General features: G+C 70.5%; 17 protein-coding genes. 13 read left to right on the top strand and 4 right to left on the bottom strand.

Features of this window, described 5'->3' with window-relative positions; genetic code table 11:
- Positions 1–271 precede the first annotated feature (271 nt).
- The 6 genes from WMF11_RS42400 (at position 272) to WMF11_RS42375 (ending at position 6,448) form a co-directional block, all read left to right on the top strand.
- Entirely contained in the window at positions 272–523 is a 252-nt protein-coding gene (locus tag WMF11_RS42400; protein ID WP_437974824.1) for a hypothetical protein, read from the top strand.
- Between the two features lie 480 nt (positions 524–1,003).
- Positions 1,004–1,318 (top strand): hypothetical protein, encoded by a 315-nt coding sequence (locus WMF11_RS42395; RefSeq protein WP_437974823.1) that lies wholly within the window; start codon positions 1,004–1,006, stop codon positions 1,316–1,318.
- Between the two features lie 314 nt (positions 1,319–1,632).
- Positions 1,633–1,908, top strand: coding sequence for a hypothetical protein (locus tag WMF11_RS42390; RefSeq protein ID WP_012240164.1), 276 nt, complete (start codon positions 1,633–1,635; stop codon positions 1,906–1,908).
- A gap of 559 nt (positions 1,909–2,467) precedes the next feature.
- Positions 2,468–4,849, top strand: a complete 2,382-nt coding sequence (locus WMF11_RS42385) for a 3-hydroxyacyl-CoA dehydrogenase/enoyl-CoA hydratase family protein (RefSeq protein ID WP_437974822.1) — start codon at positions 2,468–2,470, stop codon at positions 4,847–4,849.
- A gap of 9 nt (positions 4,850–4,858) precedes the next feature.
- Positions 4,859–6,040 (top strand): thiolase family protein, encoded by a 1,182-nt coding sequence (locus WMF11_RS42380; RefSeq protein WP_437974821.1) that lies wholly within the window; start codon positions 4,859–4,861, stop codon positions 6,038–6,040.
- A 150-nt stretch (positions 6,041–6,190) separates the two neighbouring features.
- Positions 6,191–6,448 carry a BolA/IbaG family iron-sulfur metabolism protein gene (locus WMF11_RS42375; protein WP_012240161.1) on the top strand — a complete coding sequence of 86 codons (258 nt, stop codon included), beginning with the start codon at positions 6,191–6,193 and terminating at the stop codon, positions 6,446–6,448.
- A gap of 28 nt (positions 6,449–6,476) precedes the next feature.
- Here WMF11_RS42375 and WMF11_RS42370 read toward each other — a convergent pair whose 3' ends face one another.
- Complete coding sequence (locus WMF11_RS42370; protein ID WP_437974820.1) at positions 6,477–7,250, bottom strand: DUF4215 domain-containing protein; 774 nt, start codon at positions 7,248–7,250, stop codon at positions 6,477–6,479.
- Positions 7,251–7,683: 433 nt separating this feature from the next.
- Between WMF11_RS42370 and WMF11_RS42365 the strand changes: the two genes are divergently transcribed.
- The 5 genes from WMF11_RS42365 (at position 7,684) to WMF11_RS42345 (ending at position 15,069) form a co-directional block, all read left to right on the top strand.
- Positions 7,684–9,750 carry an OmpA family protein gene (locus tag WMF11_RS42365; RefSeq protein ID WP_437974819.1) on the top strand — a complete coding sequence of 689 codons (2,067 nt, stop codon included), beginning with the start codon at positions 7,684–7,686 and terminating at the stop codon, positions 9,748–9,750.
- 82 nt (positions 9,751–9,832) lie between these two features.
- Positions 9,833–10,339 carry a hypothetical protein gene (locus WMF11_RS42360; RefSeq protein WP_437974818.1) on the top strand — a complete coding sequence of 169 codons (507 nt, stop codon included), beginning with the start codon at positions 9,833–9,835 and terminating at the stop codon, positions 10,337–10,339.
- 81 nt (positions 10,340–10,420) lie between these two features.
- Complete coding sequence (locus WMF11_RS42355; protein WP_437545775.1) at positions 10,421–12,211, top strand: acyl-CoA mutase large subunit family protein; 1,791 nt, start codon at positions 10,421–10,423, stop codon at positions 12,209–12,211.
- A gap of 334 nt (positions 12,212–12,545) precedes the next feature.
- Positions 12,546–14,279 carry an ABC transporter substrate-binding protein gene (locus WMF11_RS42350; protein WP_437974817.1) on the top strand — a complete coding sequence of 578 codons (1,734 nt, stop codon included), beginning with the start codon at positions 12,546–12,548 and terminating at the stop codon, positions 14,277–14,279.
- 142 nt (positions 14,280–14,421) lie between these two features.
- The gene (locus WMF11_RS42345; RefSeq protein ID WP_437904759.1) at positions 14,422–15,069 is read left to right on the top strand and encodes a hypothetical protein; all 648 of its coding nucleotides are present in this window, start codon (positions 14,422–14,424) and stop codon (positions 15,067–15,069) included.
- A 43-nt stretch (positions 15,070–15,112) separates the two neighbouring features.
- On the opposite strand, the gene WMF11_RS42340 is transcribed toward WMF11_RS42345, so the two are convergent.
- From WMF11_RS42340 to WMF11_RS42330, 3 genes are all read right to left on the bottom strand, one after another.
- A complete protein-coding gene (locus WMF11_RS42340) occupies positions 15,113–15,775 on the bottom strand; it encodes a c-type cytochrome domain-containing protein (protein ID WP_437974816.1) in 663 nt (220 codons plus the stop codon).
- Between the two features lie 182 nt (positions 15,776–15,957).
- Positions 15,958–17,187, bottom strand: coding sequence for an AAA family ATPase (locus WMF11_RS42335; protein WP_437974815.1), 1,230 nt, complete (start codon positions 17,185–17,187; stop codon positions 15,958–15,960).
- Positions 17,188–17,252: 65 nt separating this feature from the next.
- Positions 17,253–18,185, bottom strand: a complete 933-nt coding sequence (locus WMF11_RS42330; RefSeq protein ID WP_437974814.1) for an FKBP-type peptidyl-prolyl cis-trans isomerase — start codon at positions 18,183–18,185, stop codon at positions 17,253–17,255.
- Between the two features lie 190 nt (positions 18,186–18,375).
- Between WMF11_RS42330 and ppdK the strand changes: the two genes are divergently transcribed.
- Together ppdK and WMF11_RS42320 are read left to right on the top strand one after the other, a co-directional pair.
- Complete coding sequence (gene ppdK, locus WMF11_RS42325) at positions 18,376–21,144, top strand: pyruvate, phosphate dikinase (protein WP_437974813.1); 2,769 nt, start codon at positions 18,376–18,378, stop codon at positions 21,142–21,144.
- A 202-nt stretch (positions 21,145–21,346) separates the two neighbouring features.
- Positions 21,347–22,891: a hypothetical protein gene (locus WMF11_RS42320; RefSeq protein ID WP_437904755.1), complete on the top strand. Its 1,545-nt coding sequence runs from the start codon at positions 21,347–21,349 to the stop codon at positions 22,889–22,891.
- Positions 22,892–22,916 lie beyond the last annotated feature (25 nt).

The raw sequence follows: 22,916 nt of genomic DNA, 5'->3' as shown, positions 1-22,916 counted from the left end.
GGTCGTGAACGTGAACGTCCCGCTCCGGCGTTCCGCTGCCCTCCGCGATGGGCCGAAACAAAAGCTTCCGGCGCGGAGGCGCGACGCGGAATTGGCCGGAAAACTCGTCCCCAGCGCGCGTCGGACGGCGCCGGCTCGGAGGCGCTGCGCTCGCTCAATGCGACGCTGGGGTACGCGCAGCAGCGGGTTGCCCGGAGCGACAGGACTGCGACCGCGCTGCTCGGCGGCGTCGCCCTGAGGCGGCAGGCGCTCCTCGGCTGGCCCTGACGATGTGAAGGATATTGACAGTGCCACCGGGAAGGTCGACATCGACCACGCGCTCACGCAGCTGGAGAATGCGATGAAGAAGCTGAGCGAAAACGGACTCGCCAGCGACGTCGAGCGGATCGAGTTCATCATCCCCAAGGGTGCGCCGCTCAAGAATGAGAACGAGATCGTCGAGGAGGGCTATCTAGTCGACGCGCTCACGGGTAAGCGCATCAAGCTTGAAGGCTTTAGGAACCTGGTCATGGTGATCCAGTGATGAGCGTATCAGGTCCCTGGCTCCATGCATGGTGTGACGAGAAGGGCCGGGGCGACGCGCTCGCGGCGGCTCTGTCTGCTCTTGTCATCCCGGGGGGAACGTGCGGCTTCCACATCGAGTCCATCGACCATCCAGACGGCACATGGCGATGGCGCGATACCTTCACCCTCAGCGAGACGGTCGCGGCGGTGCGCGCAGGATCACTGCAGGGACGCACGTCTTCGCATCCTTCGGCGCGACGCTGAGCTCCGGAAGCGCAATCGAGATCGCTGTCGAATGCAGCGGCGAAGAGTGGGAGCGCAGGTATCCCACCGGTCCTCTATGCGCACGTCCGGGCGATCGCAGCGATCTACTTCCCCGGAGTCTCCGCCTCGCCCTCGGCCATCTTCAGCGATGCAGGCTCCCCTGCGTGCTGCCGCGTAAATACGCCGGCCCAAACTTCGACGAAGAGCTGAAAAATCAAGATAGAGTGAGAGCAAGATGGCCAAGGTCAAATTCGTGGAGATCCACCTCGTCAGGGCGCACCAGGAGGTCGTCCCGCTGGCTCGCTTTGTCCTCAGGTCGGAGGGCCCCCCCGTGCAGATCGTGAAGCTCCACCCGAATTGCATGAACGCGGTGGGCGACATCCTCGAGCAAGGGCTGCCTAGCTACGAGCGCGTCTACAACGTCGAGGATGGGCTCGATTTCCTGAAGGCCTTGCGGCGAACCTATCACTCCCTTCGGTACTACGCGACCGAGGTCGCCGAGATGGACGAAGAGGAGGCGCTCCGTGGCTGCGAGGACGGCGAGGGGTAATGCGCGCGGGCCCACCGCGTCCGCCTCAACGCATGATCGACGCCTGAGCCCGGCGGATGCACGTAGAACGGCCCCTCTGTCGCGCTGGCGAACCTCATCGGAGCTCACTCGCCGCCCGCTACGCACACCATCTGAACGAAGTCAACCCACACGCCCCCACGTCGCCGCTGTCCGCGGGCGGCGTCGCGCAGGTCCGTCCCGCACCGCCGCGCCGCCGCCCTCCGCGCTGCCGTCCGGAACCCTCGCCGAGCGGCGCGTGGTAGCTTCACCCGCGCCCGCACGAGGCCGTGCGGCCACCCGTCATCGAGGAGACCATGAAGCGAGAGAAGCGACTGACCAAGCGCGAGCGGAAGGCGCTCGCGCCCGCGCGCCCGGCGCAGCCCCACGAGCACAAGCACATCCACTGCGTCGCCTGCGGCAAGCACCTCGATCCGGAGGAGTTCCTGGCGCAAGGGTCGGCGACCTGGATCCAGTGCCTGCACAAGTCGCGCTTCGCCACCTGCACCGAGTGCGTCGAGATCTCGAAGCGCCTCCTCGCCGAGCACGACCGGACCGGACAGCCAGTTCAGTCCGCTCAGGCATGGCACTGAGCGACCGACACCAGCCGACGCGCCTGCGCGGCCTCACCTGATCACGCCCGCGCGGCCCCAAGCTGATCACGTCCGCGCGGCTTCACCTGAGCACGCCCGCACCGCAGGCGGGCGGCTTGGACAGGCCGTCCCCCAAAACTTACTCCCCGTCTCCTTCGCTCTCCCGGAAACGGAAGCGCACCGAGGACGGCCAATCGCTGGAACGCACGGGTCGTCGGTAGTCCAGAGGACGCTGCCGCATCCGCTCTGGATGCACCACCCCTCATTCCGGTGCGCCGCCCCTCATCACAGCTGCCGCTCGCCCTCCACTCCCGCGCTGGCCCGTGCGGTATCCCACGTGCGCCGCCTCTCATTGCAGCTGTCGCTCGGTGTCGCACACCCGCGCTTGTCCGCCCGGCGTCCCGCGGCGCCCCGCCGCGCCTCGCCGATCAGCGCGCGCCCTCGACGGCGACGCGTAACCTTGCTCGCTCTCCCGCGCGGCCGTCCACCCCGGATACGCTTGCGCTCGGGGCCCTTTCCGTCAATGGTTTGCGCCCCATTCATCTCTCGGAGGATCTGCATGACGAAACCAATCCGCCGCGCGGGCGTCATCGGCGCGGGCGTCATGGGCAGCGGCATCGCCGCCCACTTCGCGAACGCCGGCATCGAGGTCCTGCTCCTCGATATCGTGCCCCCGAACCTCACCGACGCCGAAAAGAAGGACCCGGCCGCCCGCAGCAGGTTCGCCGCAGGCGGGCTCGAGAAGGCCCTCAAGGCCAGGCCCGCCGCGTTCTTCCACCCGTCGAACGCCCGCCTCGTGCGCACCGGCAACACCGAAGACCACTTCGCCGAGCTCGCCCAATGCGACCTCGTTATCGAGGCGATCATCGAGAAGATGGAGCCGAAGCGCGCCCTCTTCGCGCGGCTCGAAGAGGTCTTGCGGCCTGACGCGGTCGTGGCGTCGAATACGTCCGGGCTGCGCATCGAGGAGATGATGCAAGGGCGCTCCGCGGACTTCCGCAAGCGATTCCTCGTCATGCACTTCTTCAACCCGGTCCGGTACATGAAGCTCCTCGAGCTCGTCGTCGGGCCCGACACCGATCCCGCCGTCGTCGCGCGCGTGCGGAAGCTCGGCGAGGACGTGCTCGGAAAGGGCCTCGTCTTCGGCAAGGACACCCCGAACTTCGTCGGCAATCGCATCGGCACCCACGCGATGCTGACCGCCATCCACCTCATGATCGAGGACGGCCTCGCGCCGGAAGACGTCGACGCCATCACCGGCGTCGCCATGGCCCACCCGAAGAGCGCGAGCTTCAGGACAGGCGATATCGTCGGGCTCGACACCTTCGCCCACGTCGCGGACAACTGTTACTCGGCGCTCGAGCGCGACGAGGACCGCGACGTCTTCAAGGTGCCCGCCTACATCCGGAAGATGATCGAGGCGAAGCTCCTCGGCGACAAGACCAAGGGCGGCTTCTACCGCAAGGCCAAGGAAGGCCTGGAGACGCTCGACCCGGCCAAGCTCGAGTACCGCCCCCACGGCGGCGACGAGGCCATCAAGAAGGCCACGAGGTCGTGCGAGAAGATCGAGGACCCCGCCGCGCGCGTGAAGAAGCTCGCCAGCGACCCCGGCAAGGCCGGGCAGTTCGCCTGGAAGGTGCTCTCCCGCTCGCTGGCGTACACGGCGCGGCGCGTCGGCGAGATCGCCGACAGCATCGTGGCGATCGATGACGCCATGCGCTGGGGGTACAACTGGGAGCTCGGGCCGTTCCAGACCTGGGACGCGCTCGGGTTCGCCGAGACCGTCGAGCGCATGCAGAAGGACGGCATCAAGCTGCCCGAGTCGATCCTCCGCATGAAGCAGAGCGGCGCGACGTCGTTCTACCGCGCCGATGGGGCGGTGTTCGACCTGCTCAAGGGAGAGTACGTCGTCCAGAAGGTCGATCCGCGCAACGTGACGCTGGCCGGCGCGCGCGCGGCCGCGCGGGGCGCGAAGGCCGTGCTCGCCAACGACGGCGCAGAGGCCTGGGATCTCGGCGACGGCGTGCTCGGCGTCACCTTCAAGACCAAGGCGAACAGCCTCGATCCGGACTCGATCGGGATGCTCTCGCTCGCCGCCGAGAAGGCCGAGCAGGACTTCCGCGCGCTCGTGGTCTTCAACCAGGGCGAGCACTTCTGCGTCGGCGCCAACCTGTTCCTCGTGGCCATGGCCGCGGGCAACAAGGACTGGGACGCGATCCGCAAGATGGTGAAGGCGTACCAGGACGCGACCCAGCGGCTGAAGTACGCGAGCGTGCCGGTCGTGGCCGCGCCCTACGGGATGACCCTCGGCGGCGGCCTCGAGCTCTGCTTCGCCTGCGACGCGGTGCAGGCCGCGGCCGAGACGTACGCGGGGCTCGTCGAGGTCGGCGTCGGCCTGATCCCGGGCGGCGCGGGGACGCTCAACATGCTCTGGCGCGCGCTCGAGGGGATCCCCGAGGGCGTGACGGTGCCGACGTACGACGTCGTGACGCAGGTCTTCAAGAACATCGCCCTCGCCAAGGTCGCGACCAGCGCGGACGAGGCGAAGGCGCTCGGCTTCTTCCGCAAGACGGACGGCGTCTCGTTCGACCGGGCCCGCCAGCTGTACGAGGTGAAGGCGCGCGCGATCGGGCTGGCCGAGGCCGGGTACCACGCGCCCGTGCCGCGCGCCTACAAGCTGCCGGGCGAGAGCGGGATCGCGACGCTGCAGATGATGATCGACACGCTCGTCGCCGGCGGCCACGCCAGCGAGCACGACGCGAAGATCGCGCGCAAGCTCGCCGAGGTGCTCTGCGGCGGCGCTGGCGGCGGGGCGCGCGAGGTGACCGAGGACGAGATCCTCGAGCTCGAGCGCGAGGCGTTCGTCAGCCTGTGCGGCGAGCCCAAGAGCGCCGAGCGAATGCAGTACATGCTGATGAACAACAAGCCCCTCCGGAACTAGGTGAACGCCATGGTCGACGTCGTAATTGCAGAGGCCGTCCGCTCGGCCGTTGGCCGGGCCCACAAAGGGTCGCTCGCGCTGAAGCGCCCCGATGAGCTCGCCGGCGAGGTCGTCGCCGCGCTGCTCCAGCGCGTCCCCCAGGTGAAGCCGGAGGACGTCGAGGACCTCGTCCTCGGCTGCGCCATGCCGGAAGGCGAGCAGGGGCTCAACATCGCGCGCGTCGTCTCGCTCCTCGGCGGGATGGCGCAGGAAGGGTCCGCGATCACCATCAACCGCTTCTGCTCGAGCGGGCTCCAGGCGATCGCGAGCGCGGCGGGCAGCATCGCGATGGGATCGCTCGACATCGCCGTCGCCGGCGGCGTCGAGTCGATGACGATGGTGCCGATGACCGGCAACAAGCTGAGCGCGTCGCCGGAGGCGATGGAGCGGTGTCCGACGGTGTACACGCCGATGGGCATCACCGCGGAGAACGTGGCGAACCGCTTCCAGGTGAGCCGCGCCGACCAGGACGCGTTCGCGCTGAAGAGCCACCAGAAGGCGGCGGCGGCGCGCGCGGCCGGGCGCTTCGAGGACGAGATCGTCACCGTGAAGGGGGTGCGCTTCGAGAACGGCAAGCGCGCGACCTTCGACTTCCGCGCCGATGAGCTGATCCGCAAGGAGACGACGGCGGAGGCGCTCGCGGGGCTGAAGCCGGCGTTCTCGGCGAAGGGGAGCGTCACGCCGGGCAACAGCTCGCCGCTGTCGGACGGCGCCGCCGCGGCGCTCGTGATGAGCAAGGCGAAGGCGGACGCGCTCGGGGTGAAGCCGCTCGGGTACTTCCGGGCGTTCGTGACCGTCGGCGTCGACCCCGCCATCATGGGCATCGGCCCGGTGCCCGCGGTGCGCAAGCTGCTCGCGAGGACGGGGCTGAAGATGGCCGACATCGACCTCTTCGAGGTCAACGAGGCGTTCGCCTCGCAGGCCGTCTACGTGCAGCGGACGCTCGAGATCCCCGAGGAGAAGCTCAACGTGAACGGCGGCGCGATCGCGCTCGGCCACCCGCTCGGGTGCACCGGCGCGAAGCTCACCGCGACCGCCCTCTACGAGCTGCGCCGGCGCGGCGGCCGGTACGCCGTCGTGACGATGTGCATCGGCGGCGGCATGGGCGCGGCCGGCCTCATCGAGCTGGCCGGCGCGACCGCGCGCGCCTGATCCCACCGCGCCGATCCCGCCCGTCCCGTCCCATCGCGTCGATCCCGCCCGTCCCGTCCCATCGCGTCGATCCCGTCGACCGCGCCCCGCCGCGGCCCGAGCCCCGCGCTCCGGCTTTCCCGCGGCGGGGCGATGGCCTATAGAACGCCCATGCCGAGCCACCTGACGACCTTTCAGGGGTCGATCCCCGAGGCCCTGAAGCAGGCCATCGAAGCGAAAATCGAGGGCTCCACCGCCGAGGTGACCGGCGGCGGAGGCCACTTCAACCTGGTCGTGACCTCGCCGGTGTTCGCCGGCAAGAGCATGCTGGAGAGCCAGCGGCTGGTCTACGGGGCGATCGCCCACCTCATGGCCGGCGACCAGGCGCCCGTCCACGCGATCGACAGCCTGAAAACCCGCACACCCTGAGCGGGGGCGCCCCCGCTCAGGGCGTGGATCAGCGGTGGGGGGCGTGACGTCGGTCGCCCTCGGCGTGGCAGGTGCTGCTGCAGCCGTCGCCGTCGGTGGTGTTGCCGTCGTCGCACTCCTCGGGGCCCACCTCGATGCTGTCGCCGCAGACGGGGGCGCAGACGCTGGGCTCGCCGGTGCACTTGTAGCCGTGATCGACGTCGCAATCGGGGCTGCAGCCGTCGCCATCGACGGTGTTGCCGTCGTCGCAGCCCTCGTTGCCGATGAGCAGGGCGTCGCCGCAGAGCGGGCCGCAGGCGCTGGGCTCGCCGTTGCACTCGTAGCCCGCCTCGATCACGCAGACGGCGTTGCAGCCGTCCTCGTTCCCGACGTTGCCGTCGTCGCAGGCCTCGGCGCCCCGCACCAGGCGGTCGCCGCACATCGTCGAGCAGATGCTCGGCGCGCCGGCGCAGGTGTAGCCGGGCTCGACGGCGCAGCCCGCGTCGCAGCCGTCTCCTGCCGCGGTGCCGCCGTCGTCGCAGGCCTCGGCGCCGCCCACCGCGCCGTCGCCGCACACGCCGCCCCCGGCGCCGCCGTCGCCGGCGCCGCCCTGGCCGCCCTGGCCGCCGTCGCCGGCGCCGCCCTCGCCCGTGGCCCCGCCGGAGCCCGCCGTCGTCGTGCTCGACACGGCGCTCGACCCGCTCGTGCTCGATCCGGAACCGCCGCCCCCGCCGTCGCCGTCGCTCGCGCCTTCCCGTTCGCACGCGAGCAGCGCCGTGGCCGCGATCACCGCGGCCGCCCCAGTCCATCTCGTTAACAGCATCTGTATCCTCCAGGAGCGAGGTCCGCGAGCGACGGGGGCCTCCCCTCGACCCTCGAGCGCGCGCCGAGCACCTGTTGCCCCAACCTTCCACGGAATACTCCGCTCCGATCGTCCGGACAACTTCGCCCTACCCGGACGTCCCGGCGTTCGGCCGCGCGGCCCGCCGGCGCGCATCCGCGCGCATCAACTCATGATTTCCGGCAGAACGCGGGCCCTCGCGAGGGAGCGGCGGGCGCGCGCCGCTCCCAGGCGGAGCGCCCGGCGCCGGGCGCGTGGCAGGTCGCGTGACAGGTCCAACCAGGCGCCGCGATCGCTCGCGCCGCGAGCTCGCCGCGTCGTCTGTTTGACACCGGAATTCGCGCGGTGGTACGTGGCGCCGGGCGCCCCACGCGCTCGCCCGATAGCGACCTCACACGACCCCGAGGACCCTCCCATGACGCCTCGTTCCCCGTTGCTCCCCGCCGAACCGCTCCCAGGCGCTCCTGGGGCGAACGACGCCCGGCTCCCGGCCCAGGCGCGCCCCGGCCGAGCCTCCCGCCTGGGCGCCGGGCTGCTCTCCTTCGTCCTCGGCGCCGCGATGACCGCCGCCAGCGCGGGCGACGCCGCGGCCCAGACGCGCACGGGAGACGGCGCCAACGGCGACGGCATGGACCTGCACCTGTTCCGGCCGGCGGTCGACTCCAAGGGGCTCTTCTCCGTCAACGGGGCGGACATCCTCGGCGCGAACGACATCAGCCTGGGGCTCGTGCTCGATTACGGGCACAACATCCTGCCGCTCACCGAGAACGACCGGGGAACGGAGATGATGCTCAATCACGCGTTCCAGGGGACGTTCCAGTTCGATTACGGCATCGCCAACTTCCTGGTCGTCGGGCTCTCGGTCCCGGTGGTGCTCAACGGGGGCAAGCCGGTCGACGACATCGGCCCGGGCGGCAGCGCCAACTACGACGACGACTCGCTCGACGCGCAGGCGCTCGGCAACCTGGCGATCCACGCGAAGGCGCGCATCCTCCGCCCCGATCAGGACGTGATCGGGCTCGCGGTGATCGCCCAGGCCGGGATCGGCGTCGGCGGGAGCCAGGACTTCGGGTCGGACCCGGGGTTCTTCTTCTGGCCGCAGCTCGTGCTGGAGAAGCGGCTCGGCACGACCAACCCGTTCCGGATCGCGGCGAACGTCGGCTACCGCGGCCACGCCGGGAAGAACCCCGTGTTCGGCCTGCGCCAGGACGGCACGACGTTCCAGCTCAAGCACGGGGACCTCGAGTACTCCGACCTGATCACCGCCGGGGCCGGGATGAGCTACCGCGTCCTCACGCCGCTCGATCTCGTGGCCGAGACCTACCTGACCCAGCAGGTCGGCGGCGGCGACAGCGCCAAGCAGAAGCTGTCGGCCGAGGCGATCGGGGGCATCAAGCTCTTCATCGAGCGGAACAGCTTCCTCATGCTCGGCTTCGGGGTCGGGTACACGCCCGGGTTCCAGGCCGCGGCGCAGCGCGGGACCATCGGGTTCGTCTTCGAGCCGTCGATCGGCGATCGGGACGGCGACGGCATCAAGGACGACCAGGACGACTGCCCCGACGAGCCCGAGGACTACGACGGCTTCCAGGACACGAAGGCGGACTCGCCCCCCGGGAAGTACGGCTGCCCGGATCCGGACAACGACGAGGACGGCATCCTCGACGTCGACGACCGCTGCCCGAACAACCCGGAGGACCGCGACGGCGACGAGGACGACGACGGCTGCCCGGAGGGGAGCGACGGCGATCGCGACGGCGACGGCATCCTCGACTCGCGCGACAAGTGCCCGGACGACCCGGAGGACCGCGACGGCTTCCAGGACAAGGACGGCTGCCCGGATCCGGACAACGACAAGGACGGCATCCCCGACAAGTCGGACCAGTGCCCGAACGACCCGGAGGACAGGGACGACTTCGAGGACGAGGACGGGTGCCCGGAGCCCGACAACGACAGGGACGGCATCCCGGACGTTGTCGACAAGTGCCCGAACGATCCGGAGACGTTCAACGGCCTCGAGGACGAGGACGGGTGCCCGGACAAGGGCAGCGTCGTGATCGAGGAGAACAACATCGTCATCCTCGAGAAGATCCAGTTCGCGACCGGCAGCGCCGAGATCCTCCCGGAGTCGTTCGGCATCGTGCAGGCGGTGGCCGAGACGCTCAAGCACCACCCGGAGTTCACGATGATCGAGGTGCAGGGGCACGCCGACGAGCGCTCGGCCGACGCGTACAACCTCAAGCTGACCCAGGCCCGCGCGGACGCGGTCGCCGCGGCGCTGGCGCAGCGCGGCGTCAACAAGAACAGCGTTCGCTCGATGGGCTACGGCGAGTACTGCCCGATCGATCCGGCCCACAACGCGGCCGCCTGGGAGAAGAACCGGCGCGTCGAGTTCAAGGTCGTGCGGACCGACAAGGGGCCGACCAACGTGGAGCTCGGCTGCGCCCTGGCCCGATCCAAGGGCGTCAACCCGCCGCCTCCCTGAGCGAAAGCGCGGCGCCGCCCGGAGCAGAACCGCGGCGCCGCCGATCTGGACAGGACCGGTCGGGCCGGGAGAGAGTGAGCCCATGAAGGCCCGCGCCAGGCGCTCCGCCGCCACCACGCTCGCCGCCGCTGCGCTCGCCATCATGGCGAGCGGCTGCATCAACACCGACGCGGCCGTGTTCGTCGAGCCGTCCATCGCGGCGCCCGAGGCGACCGTCTCCTCGAACGCGCTCGGGACCGGCCTTACCGCGAGCTTCGCGCTGGAGCTGCACCTGAGCGCGCGGGCAAGCGGACCCAGCCGCGTCGCGGTGCGCACCTTCGCGATCACGAGCGCCGATCAGAAGACCTCGATCGTCGAGCCGCTCCCCGTCGAGACCACGGCGGCGCTGCCGGTCGAGGTCGCTCCGGACAGCGACGTCACCGTGGCGTTCACCGTCGATACCGGCGCTCAGGGCGGGACGCTCAAGGCTGACGCCGCGGCGGCGCTCTGCGCCGCGGAGGGGATCCGCATCACGGGCGCGATCGAGGACTCGCTGGAGGACGGGGCGACGCCGGTCGCCTCCGCGGTGTTCCACGCGGACTGCCCGTGATGCGGCGCGCGCCCGCCGCCCCGGCGCGTTCGCCGGCATTGCCCGGCGTCATCGCGCGCGCGCCGCGCTAAAATGCCCGCCATGGCGCCTCGAGAGATCACCCCCCCTCCGGAGACCGCGGCGGACCGAGCGGTCGGGTCCCCGGGAAACGCCGACGCGCTCCGTTCCACGAACGGCGGGGGCGGAGAGGGGCTCGCGCTCGACGAGGCAGGGCTCGCGGCGCTCCGGCGCGCGGTGGCCGCGTGGCGCGCGGGCCCGGTCGCCGAGGCGTCGGCGCGCTTCCCGCCGCGGAGCGAGCGCTTCACCACGTGGAGCGGCATCGACGTCCCCGACCTCGCGACCCCGGCCGACGCGCCGGTCGACCACGCGGCGGATCTCGGGCTGCCCGGGGAGTACCCGTTCACGCGGGGCGTCCAGCCGACGATGTACCGCGGCAGGCTCTGGACCATGCGGATGTTCGCGGGCTTCGGCACGCCCGAGCAGACGAACGCGCGGTTCAAATACCTGCTCGCAGAGGGCCAGACGGGCCTGTCGACCGCCTTCGATTTCCCGACCCTCATGGGCTACGACTCCGACTCTCCGCGGTCGCTCGGCGAGGTGGGGATGTGCGGTGTCGCGGTCGACACGCTCCGCGACATGGAGGCGCTCTTCGACGGCATCCCGCTCGACCAGGTGACGACGTCGATGACCATCAACGGCCCCGCGGCCGTGCTGCTCGCGTTCTATATCGCGCTCGCCGACAAGCGCGGGATCCCGCGGAGCCGCGTCGGCGGCACCGTGCAGAACGACTGCCTCAAGGAGTTCATCGCCCAGCACGCCTGGCTCGTCCCGCCGCGCCCGGCGATGCGCATCGTGACCGACATGATCGAGTTCTGCGCGCGCGAGGTGCCGCGGTGGAACTCGGTGTCGATCAGCGGCTACCACATCCGGGAGGCGGGCTCGACCGCCGCGCAGGAGCTCGCGTTCACGCTCGCGGACGGGCTCGCCTACGTCGAGAGCTGCGTCGCGCGCGGCCTCGACGTCGACTCCTTCGCGCCGCGCCTGTCGTTCTTCTTCGACGTCCACAGCGACTTCTTCGAGGAGATCGCGAAATTCCGCGCCGCGCGCCGCATGTGGGCGCGGTTCCTCAAGGTGCGGTACGGGGCGAAGAAGGCCGAGAGCATGAAGCTCCGGACGCACGCGCAGACGGCCGGCGTGTCGCTGACGGCGCAGCAGCCGTACAACAACGTGGTCCGCGTCTCGCTCCAGGCGCTCGCCGCCGTGCTCGGCGGCACCCAGTCGCTCCACACGAACTCGCTCGACGAGACGTACGCGCTCCCGACCGAGGAGAGCGTGACCATCGCCCTCCGGACCCAGCAGATCATCGCCCACGAGAGCGGGGTCGCGAACACCATCGATCCGCTCGGCGGGAGCTACTATGTGGAGTGGCTCACGGACCGCCTGGAGAAGGAGGCCCTCGAGTACATCCAGCGGATCGACGAGATGGGCGGGATGGTGGCCGCCATCGAGAAGGGGTATCCGCAGCGCGAGATCGCCGCCTCGGCCTACAGGTTTCAACGAGAGCTGGAATCGAACGAGCGGATCATGGTGGGCGTCAACCGCTACGCCGCGGTGGGCGAGAAGACGATCCCCCTCCTCCGGATCGACGAGGAGGTGCAGCGCGTTCAGTGCGAGAACCTGGCCCGGGTCAAGGCCCAGCGCGACCAGGATCGGGTGCGGCGCGCCCTGGCCGACGTGCGGAGCGCCGCGCGCGGCCGTGACAACCTGATGCCGCCCCTCATCGCGGCGGCCAGCGCGTACGCGACCGAGCAGGAGATCTGCGACGTGCTGCGCGACGTCCTGGGGACTTACAGCGATCCGGCCGAGTTCTGAGCACGCGGGAACGCGCGCGATCGCGGGGGTAGTCGCGCGGGTAATCGCTCGGGTAGGAGCGCGCGCGCGGCTTGCTGCGGTGCGCCGCGGCCCCGGCGTGCGCATCCGCTCAGGTCGCGGGCGGCGCGGTGGCCGGGGAACCCCTCGATTCGTCAGGTTGACACTTCTCTACCTCGGCCGGTAGAGTGCGCCGGCGTCAGGTTGCCGCAGTCGCGGCTCATCCGTGGCGCCGCCGTACGGTCTGCTGTTGTCGCTGCGCTGCGGCGCTGCGAGCTGTCGGTCGAGTGAGAGGATCGTCGTGGGCGACCGAGGTCGCCGCGTAGGGAGCAAGCTTATGAAGAGTCGATCCATGTCGCGCCGCATTTTTGCCCTTTCGGCGCTCGTCCTATCCGTCGGCGCCACGGCGGCCTGCGACAACAAGCCCGAGTCCGGTGGCACGGGGCCCGCGGGCTCGGCCGGGCCCGCGGCCACGGGCGCGGCGAAGGGCGATGCGAAGGGCGGCGCGAAGTTCGTCACCATCTCCAGGGAGCAGCAGGCGTCCTGGGTTCGTAACTTCAACCCCCTTCTCGGCGAGGGGGCCACGCGCTTCCCCACCGTCGCGGGCATCTACGAGCCCATGATCGTGTACAACACGATGAAGGGCGAGTACGTCCCGTGGCTCGCCACGAAGTACGAGTGGAGCGACGCGAACAAGAAGCTCACCTTCACGACGCGCCCCGAGGTCAAGTGGTCTGACGGACAACCCTTCTCGGCGAAGGACGTCGCGTTCACGTTCGGGCTCCTCAAGAAGTTCCCGGCGCTCGATCTCACGGGCGTTTGGAAGCTCGTCGAGTCGGTCGAGGCCAAGAACGACACCACGGTCGAGTTCGTCTTCAAGGAGGCGTTCGTCCCCGGCCTCACCTACATCGGCCATCAGCCGATCGTGCCGGAGCACAAGTGGAAGGACGTCGCCGACCCGGTCACGTTCACGAACGAGAACCCGGTCGCGACGGGGCCCTTCACCGAGGTGAAGACCTTCCAGAACCAGATCTACGAGCTCGGCAAGAACCCGAACTACTGGCAGAAGGGCAAGCCGGCGGTCGAGGGGCTCCGCTTCCCGGCGTACCCGGGCAACGACCAGGCGAACCTGGCGCTCATCAACGGCGAGGTCGACTGGGCCGGCAACTTCGTGCCCGACATCGACAAGACCTACGTCGCCAAGGACCCGGAGAACAACCACTACTGGTTCCCGCTCGTCGGCGGCACCGTGACGCTCTACCCGAACGCCACGAAGAAGCCGTTCAACGACATCAAGCTGCGCAAGGCCATCAGCATGGCCATCGACCGCGCCCAGATCGCGAAGGTCGCGGTCAACGGCTACACGGTCGGCGCGGACGGGACCGGGCTCGACGACGCCTACGGTCGCTGGCGCAGCGACAAGGCCGCCGCGGCCGGCGACTGGACGACCTTCGACGTGGCCAAGGCGAACGCCCTCCTCGACGAGGCCGGCTACGCCAAGGGCGCCGACGGGATCCGCGCGAAGGACGGCAAGCCGCTGAAGTTCGACATCAACGTCGTGACCGGCTGGTCCGACTGGGTGCGCGCGGTCCAGATCACCGCGCAGAGCCTGAAGGCCGTCGGCATCGAGGCCACGCTGAAGACGTACGACTTCAGCGCGTTCTTCGAGGCGCTCCAGAAGGGCACGTTCGACATGTCGATGGGCTGGACCAACACCGAGCCCACGCCGTTCAACTACTACCGCGATCTCATGGCCCCCGAGTTCGTGAAGGCCGTCGGCGAGGTCTCGAACCGCAACTGGCACCGCTTCGCCGCCAAGGAGGCCGAGCCGCTGTTCAAGAAGTTCGCGGCCGCGACGGATCCGGCGGAGCAGAAGAGCATCGTCGAGGACCTGCAGATGATCTACGCCACGCAGGTGCCGGTCATCCCGCTGTTCAAGAACCCGTCCTGGGGCGAGTACAGCACGAAGCGCTTCGTCGGGTGGCCCAGCAAGGAGAACCCGTACGCGAAGCTGTCGCCGAACAACTCGCCGGACTACCTGCTCGTCCTGACCGAGATCAAGCCGAAGTGACGGCTCCTGCGCTGCGCGCCGGGCGTCCGGCGCGCAGCGTGTGTGTCCCCGCCTAGCGGCGTTTCTCTCTCTCTTCTCTCTTTCACCCCCGACTCAGCACAAACCTTGGCCGCCGGCGGCGCCGGTGCGAAGATCGCACTGCATGCTTCCCTCGGGCGTCCAGATTGCGCGCTTCGCTGCGCTCCTCTCCGGAGTCTTCCTCGCCGCCTGCGGCGGCAACCAGCACGCGGGCGCCGCGGCGTTCTGGGAGGGCGACACCGTCGATCCCGCCGCGCCGGCGGATCAGGCGGGCGCGAAGAAGAAGGCGCCGCGCAGGGCTTTCGGCGCGTCCGACGATTTCGGCGGCGCCCCGCAGACGCCCGAGGAGCGGGCGCCCTCGTCGTGGGTGGGGGTGCGGCACGATCTCTCGCTCGCGCGCGCCGACTCGCGCAAGGAGCGCTGCAGCTGCCTGGCCGTCGAGGTGGGGGAAGCGCGCGATCCCAGGTTCCAGTGGGCGGCCGGCGCGCCGGAGACCTCGGCCAATACGCTGGCCATCGCGCTGAGCGCGCGCGGGGTGCCCTGCCCGGGCGGCGCGCCCGACGAGGAGAGCCGGCGACCCTCGATCTCGGCGGTCGATCAGGAGGGGAACGATATCGTCATCGAGGTCGAGGAGCTGCCCGCAGGACGGCCGCTCGCGACGGGCGCCGTGATCCCGAGGCCCGCTCCGGGCGGGGCGATCTACGTGAAGGGGCGCAGCGCGAAGATCCCGTATGCGCGCGCCGCGGGCGGCGCGCGCTGCAAGGTCTACTGAGCGCCTGCGCTGCAGGGACAGGCGCTGAGCCGGGCAGACGGGCTCACTGGGCGGGAGCGCCGGCGCAGATCCAGTCGTTGATCTTCTTGATGCTGGCCTCGGGCAGGGCAGCGCCCTTGTCCGGGGGGGGCATGCGCGTGTCGTCGCCGCAGAGGCCGGTGCCGCGCACCTTGTTGATGATGTAGCTCTCGCTCGGCTTGCCCGGCACGACGAGCATCCGGCCGGTGCACTTCGAGCTCGCGCCGTTGACGAGCTCGCCATGGGCCGCGTTCGCGCGGAGATCGAGGCCGGCGGCCGCGGGGCCGGCGTTGCCGTGGCACCCCGCGCAGGTCGTGTTCAGGATCATCCGCACATCAGCGAAGGTCGCGGTGCCCGCGCCGCAGAGGGGGTCGCCGGGAGCGGAGCCGCCTTCGCCGGCGCCGCCCTGGCCGCCCTGGCCGCCGGAGCCGCCTTCGCCGCCGCCGGTGGCGCCGCCCTGGCCGCCGGAGCCGCCTTCGCCGCCGCCGGTGGCGCCGCCCTGGCCGTCGGTCCCACCGGTGCCGCCGCCCTGGCCCGCGCTGCTGCTGCTGGCGCTGCTGCTGGACGAGCTGCTGGAGCTGGAGCTGGTGCTGGTGTCGGTCTCGCCACCATCGTCAGAGCAGGCAGCCGCCGAGAACCCGATGGTCAGACAGAGGACCAGTTGAAGTGCAGTTTTCTGGGAAAGCATGTGAGGACCTCTTTGACGCTGTGTTCGCGCGGCGAGCGCCGCGCTGTCGATTCGCGGAGGACCCTAGATGGCCTCGTGAGCATCTACAACGCATTTCACGAAGTGAAAATGGTTATCGTTATCGCGAGCTCGCGACACTGCAATGAAATGATGGTGCTGTACCGGGGTCGGTTCGCTCGCGTCTACGCGGAGAGCGCCTTCGAGGAGAGCAGCTCTCCGGGATCGCGCTCGGCCAGGTCCTCGAAGCGCGGGAGGTCGGCGAGGCGGCGCGTCGTCGTGGCGCAGGTCTCGGGGTCGCGCTGGAACGCGATCGCGCGGCTGAGGCCCTGCTTCGACACCCCCCTGAGCAGCGCGGGCGAGTGCGTCGTCGCCACGATCTGGCAGACGGAGGGCCGCGCCGCCCCCTCGAGGAGCTGCGCGAGCACGGCGGCGCGCTCGGGGTGCAAGCCGGCGTCCGGGTCCTCCACGAGGAGGAGCGAGCCCTCCGGCGCGGTGAGCACGCCGGCGATCTTGCCGAGCGCGCGCAGCGCGCCGTCCGGGAGGCTCGGCGCCGGGACGCGGGCGCCGCCCTTCTCGACGAGCACCATCATGACGTCGCCGAGGCCCGTCTCCGCGAACTCGATATCTTCGATCTCGGGCGCGAAGATCGAGCGCACCCAGCCGAGCACATCGGCCTTGTGCTCGGCCTCCTGGCAGAGCCAGCGGAGCACGGCGGAGAGGTTCTGCCCGCCGGCGCCGAGGTTCTCTATCTCGTGCGGCACATAACCCCTCATCCGCGAAGGATCGATGTCGAGCGACAGCGTGCTCCGCATCGCGACCTGGAGCGCGTTGCAGAGCGCGATGACGTCCGCGAGGCTCACGTCCTCGCCGCGGCCGCGGTGGTGCTCTATCTGGCCGAGCAGGCTGCGCCGCGCGGGGTTGCGATCCATGGATGCGATCCGCATCGAGCGGCCCTTCTTCGACGCCGCCTTCATCGCTCCGCCCGAGGCGAACCCCTCCAGCCCCTTCAGCGCCGACGCCGGCGTGTCGAAGAGCGGGCCCCCGGCCGACCTCGCCTCGAGCGACTCGTGCTCCACGATCACGTCAGGCTCGACCTGACACGTGATCTTGTGTGTGAGCTCCTCCTTCCCGATCGCCCATCGGCTCTCGATGGTGAACGATTTGGCGCCCCTGTGCGTGGCCCCTTGCGTGCCGCCGCGCAGGCCCGGCCACACCTCGCGCCTGCCGTCGACGCGGCCGCGGAAGATGTCGCACAGGGGTAGATCCAGCCCGACGCCCTGCAGGAAGCGCAGGGCGTCGAGGAAGTTGCTCTTCCCGGCGCCGTTGGCCCCGAGCAGCAGCGTGAAGGGGGACAGCTCCACCGTTTGATCGGCGAAGCTCTTGAAGTTCCTGAGTCGGATGAATGTCAGCATGCCTGGCCGCCCGCAGCCATCATGTGACCAGGCAGCCGGCCGGATGTAAAGCGCCGGCCGACGGCTCAGCGAAAGTCGATGAGCTCGACGTCGAACACCAGCATGCCGGCGGGCGCGCCGGGCCGTGTGGGCTTGTCGCCGTAAGCGAGGTCGGCCGGTATCCAGAATCGCGCCTTCTCGCCTTTCACCATCAGCTGTAAGCCCTCCGTCCACCCCTTGATCACGCCGCCCACCGGGAAGGTGGCCGGCTCGTCGCGGACGATGGAGCTGTCGAACATCTTCCCGTCCGTGGTCCACCCCGTGTAGTGGACGACGACGCGGCTCGTCGGCTTCGGGTGCTCGGTGCCGGTGCCCTTCTGCAGGACCTGGTAGGCGAGCCCGGAGGCGGTCTTCTTCGCGGTCTTCGGCGCCGCCTTCACGTCCTTCGGCGCGGGCGGAGGCTTCGGCGCGGGGGCGAAGTCGAGCAGCTCGACGTCGAACACAAGCATTCCGGCCGGGGCGCCCGGCTGGGCCGGCGTGTCGCCATAGGCGAGGGCCCCGGGGATCCAGAGGCGGCGCTTCTCGCCCTTGCTCATGAGCTGGAGCGCCTCCGTCCACCCCTTGATCACGCCGCCCACCGGGAAGGTGGCCGGCTCGTTGCGGACGATGGAGCTGTCGAACATCTTCCCGTCCGTGGTCCACCCCGTGTAGTGGACCGTCACCTTGTCGTCCGGGCCGGGATGCGCCGTGTCCTTGCCCGGCGCCAGCACCTTGGACGCGAGGCCCGATGCCGTCTTCTGCGCGTCGGCGGGCGGCGCCGCGACGTCCGGCGGCGCGGGCAGGCCGGCGGGCTCGGGCGGCGGCTGCGGCGAGGCGGCGGGCTCGGGCGCCGGCGGCGGGGCCGGCTTGACCGAGGCGCTCACCGGCGCGTCGGCGATCGCCTGTGAGGCGGGCTTCTGGTCGCACGCGGTGAGGGGGACGGCGAACATCGCAACGAGGACGAGAGAGAAGCGCTTCATGCGCGGCTTCATAGCTCGTCCGCCGTCGAGAGCCGGTATTTTTGTGAGGTGCACGCGTGAGGTGCACGCCGCGGTTCCGACGGCTCTGGATCCGATAGGGGCCGTCGGCGGTCGGCCGTCCGTCGTACCTCCATTCCGCCGTTCGAGGGATCTCGACCTGACTGCGAGGACGGTCTAGCGTGCACCCGCCATGGGGAGATCGATATATTTCTTCGGCGCAGGGCAGGCGGACGGGGACGCACAGCAGAAGGATCTGCTCGGCGGAAAGGGCGCGGGGCTCGCCGAGATGACCCGCCTCGGCATCCCGGTGCCGCCGGGCTTCACGGTCACCACCGAGGTCTGCAACGCCTATTACGCCTCGGGCAAGGCGCTCCCCGCCGGCGTCGAGGACGAGATCAAGGCGGCGATCGGCCGGCTGGAGGCGCTGCGCGGCGCCGGGTTCGGCAGCCCCGAGGCGCCGCTGCTCGTGTCGGTCCGCTCGGGCGCCCGCGCGTCCATGCCGGGAATGATGGATACCATCCTGAACCTCGGCCTGAACGACGAGATCGCGCGGGGGCTCGCGCGGCGCACGGGCAGCGAGCGATTCGCGCTCGACGCCTATCGGCGGTTCATCCTGGCGTATGCCGATATCGTGCTCGGCGTGCCCCGCGACCGCTTCGAGGAGGCGCTCGGCCGCGCGCGCAGGCAGGCCGCCGCGAAGCTCGGCGTCGACGCGACGCGCCTGAACTCCGCCGAGCTCGAGCGCAAGGTGCCCGACGCCCAGCTCGATCCGGAGTCGCTCGCGGCCTTGATCCAGCGCCAGAAGGATATCGTCCTCGGGGCGACGGGCCGCCCGTTCCCCGACGAGCCGTACGCGCAGCTCTGGGGGGCGATCGGCGCCGTATTCGATAGCTGGAAGAACCACCGGGCGCAGGTGTACCGGAAGATGCACGACATCCCGGAGGCCTGGGGGACAGCTTGCACCGTCCAGGTGATGGTGTTCGGCAACCTGGGCGACGACTCCGGCACGGGGGTCGCGTTCACGCGCGATCCGTCGACCGGAGAGCGGCGCTTCTACGGCGAGTGGCTCCCCAACGCGCAGGGCGAGGACGTCGTCGCGGGGGTGCGCACGCCGCACCCGCTGTCGATCACCGGAACTGGCACCGGAACCGGCGTGGACGACGAGAGCTCGCTCGAGGCGCGGATGCCCGCGGCGTACGCGGCGCTCGTCGAGGTGCAGGGCAAGCTCGAGCAGCACTTCCGCGACGTGCAGGATCTGGAGTTCACGATCCAGCAGAAGGAGCTCTTCCTGCTCCAGTGCCGCACCGCCAAGCGCACGGGCCGCGCGGCCGTGCGCATCGCGGTCGAGATGGCCAAGGAGGGCCTGATCAGCCAGCGGGAGGCCATCCTGCGGGTGGATCCGGGCTCGATCGATCAGCTGCTGCACCCGAGCATCGACCCGAGCGCGCCGAAGTCGCTGCTCGCGCGCGGCCTGCCGGCGAGCCCGGGGGCGGCGACGGGGCAGGTCGTGTTCAGCGCGGACGAGGCGGAGCGGCGCGCGGGCCAGGGCAGGGCGGTGATCCTCGTGCGCTCCGAGACGTCGCCGGAGGACATCCACGGCATGAAGGCGGCGCGCGGCATCCTGACGGCCCGCGGCGGCATGACGAGCCACGCGGCCGTCGTGGCGCGGGGGATGGGCAAGAGCTGCGTCGCCGGCTGCTCGGCCATCAGCGTGAGCCAGGGCCGGATGGCGGTGACGATCTACGACGATCACGGGCGCTCGACCGGCACGATCACGGTGAAGGACGGCGATCTCATCACGCTCGACGGCGGCACCGGCACGGTCTACCTCGGGGCGGTGCCGACCATCCCGGCGGCGCTGAGCGGCGAGTTCGAGGAGCTCATGGCCTGGGCCGACGCGGTCCGGCGCCTCCGGGTGCGGTCGAACGCCGACACGCCGCACGACGCGAGGACGGCGCGCAACTTCGGCGCCGAGGGCATCGGGCTCTGCCGCACCGAGCACATGTTCTTCGACGAGGAGCGCATCCAGGCGGTGCGCGAGATGATCCTCGCGGACGGCGAGCTCGGGCGGCGGCGCGCGCTCGAGAAGCTGCTCCCGTTCCAGCGCAGCGACTTCGTGGGCGTCTTCCGGGAGATGGCCGGCCTGCCGGTGACGATCCGGCTGCTCGATCCGCCGCTGCACGAGTTCTTGCCGCAGGACGAGGCGCAGCTCCAGCAGCTCTCGAGGGCGACGGGCGTCTCCGCAAAGGATCTCCAGCGCAAGAGCGAGGAGCTCGCCGAGTACAACCCCATGCTCGGCCACCGCGGCTGCCGGCTGGCGATCACGTCGCCGGAGATCTACGAGATGCAGGCGCGCGCCATCCTCGAGGCGGCGTGCGAGGTCGCGGCGGCGGGCATCGAGGTGGAGCCGGAGATCATGATCCCGCTCAGCATGACCCGGCGCGAGCTCGCGCTCACGCGCGCGCTCGTCGAGGGGGTCGCGGAGAAGGTCTTCGCCGAGAAGGGGCGGCGGGTCGACGTCCGCTTCGGGACGATGATCGAGCTCCCGCGCGCCGCGCTCAGGGCCGGCGAGCTGGCCGAGGAGGCCGAGTTCTTCAGCTTCGGCACGAACGATCTCACGCAGACGAGTCTGGGCATCTCGCGCGACGACGCGGGCCGGTTCCTCGGCGCGTACGTCGAGGCCGGCATCTTCGCGAAGGATCCGTTCCAGTCGCTGGACGTGCCCGGCGTCGGAGAGCTCGTGGAGATCGGGCGGGATCGAGGGCGCGCGGCGCGGCCCGGGCTGAAGCTCGGTGTCTGCGGCGAGCACGGCGGCGATCCGAGCTCGATCGCGTTCTTCGAGCGGGCGGGGCTCGATTACGTGTCGTGCTCCCCGTTCCGCGTCCCCATCGCCCGCCTCGCCGCGGCGCAGGCGGCGCTCGCGGCCGAGGCCGCGAGGGGTCCGCGCGCGACGGACTGACACCCACCCTCCGGCGACATATGCCCGGACAGGGCGCCGGGACATCCGTTCTCACGAGCGTGCTTTGATTACGCTCGTGCGAGCTTTGGTATCGCGCCAAGTCTGCTAAACCAGGAACCTCGCTGTTCATCGCCGGTGTCTCGCCGGGCGCGCCTGCCTGCCCGAGCTGCTGCACCGCGCGCTGGCGAGACATGGAGGTTTCATGCGTCATCTCGGCGTCTCCTCTGCGCTCCTCGCATTTCTCGGGGCCGCGACATCGGGTGTGTTCGTCGCGGTCGGCTGCCACGCCTCGGGCCCGCACGTCGATGTCGGCGCGAGCGGCGGTGCGCCCGGCGACGGCGGAGGCGGCGCGGGCGGCGGCGGCGCGCCCGAGGGCAGCAGCGGCAGCGGTGATTTCGTTCCGGATAACGGCCTTGGCGGGGCTGCCCCCGGCGACGACGCCGGCGGCGGCGGCGACGCCGCCGTGAACCCGTGCGGGACCCAGTGCGGCCGCGAGGAGCTCTGCGATCTCAACCACCTCGGCCTCGACGACGACTGCGACGGTCAGGTCGACGAGACGTGCTCCTGCGTCGCGGGGCAGGCGCACGCGTGCTTCATGGGTGATCCGTCGTACCGCGGGGCGGAGGGGTGTTTTCCGGGCACCGAGCTTTGCAACGAGGTGGGCGTCTGGGGGCCCTGCGTCGGCGGCAGCCACGCGACCGAGGCGTGCTTCCGCGAGAACCCCGCGGGGTGCCACGCGCTGAGGGTGCCTCCGTTCGCGAACGTGGATCTGAAGGAGGGGACAGGCACGTTCAGCGTGGACGCCGAGCCTGGCTCGGAGACCTGGAGCGTCGTTTGCCCCGCGGGCATCGACCCGTGTCCGGCGGTCTCCGGGGCGAGCCCGGCGGATGATTACAAGCCGCTCCAGTCGGGGGAGTACAAGGTCATCTACACGAAGCGCCTCGCCGACGGCGCGACCGACTCGTGCGAGTATGCCCTTTACGTCGGCGCGCCGGGCCTCCGGGTCGAGCTCGAGTGGGAGCACGACCTCGGCGGCGAGGGGGTGGATCTCGATCTGCACCTGCACAAGCCGGGCGACACGCGGCCGTGGGCGGTCGCCGGCTCGCCGGACGACTGCGGTTACAACAACTGCACCGTGGACACGCTGGGGTCGGATCCGGAGCTGCGGTGGTTCAGCGACGGCGCGTCTCCGCCGGAGCCGGTGAGCTGGTACGCGGACCCGGATGAGGCCAAGAACACGTGTTATTACGCCCCTCGCGGCGCCGGGCGGGCGTGGCGCGATCTCGGCAAGGGTTGCTACAACCCGCGGCTCGATATCGACAACATCACGTGCGACCCCGACGTCACGGACCCGGACAGCGATGATTTTTGCGCGCCCGAGAACATCAACGTGGATTTTCCGCCGTTCGGGCAGTGGACGCGGATCGGCGTCCATTACTACTCGGCGCATGGCCGGAACTACGCGGTGCACCCGCGGATCAAGATCTTCTGCAATGGCTCCCTCGGGGCGGATCTCGGCCCGACCGGGTTCTACGACCCGGAGGCGCCCGTCACGTTCGCGCCGGCCGACGGGAACACCCGGTACTGGCTGGTCGCCGACGTCGCGTTCGTCGAGGGGGGGGAGTGCGGGGAGGACACCTGCGTGGTGAGGCCGCTGTACGAGGACGAGACGCTGAAGACGCCGCTGCTGACGACGCGGTCGGCGGTGGAGTCGAGCTTCGGTCCGGCGTACCCGCCGGCGCCCTGATCGCCGGTCTCCCCTGGGCCGCGGG

The sequence above is a fragment of the Sorangium sp. So ce295 genome (assembly GCF_051527405.1).
Taxonomy (GTDB): domain Bacteria; phylum Myxococcota_A; class Polyangia; order Polyangiales; family Polyangiaceae; genus Sorangium; species Sorangium cellulosum_B.
Note: the sequence above shows the minus strand (reverse complement) of the source record. Positions and strands in the feature narration are given on the sequence as shown.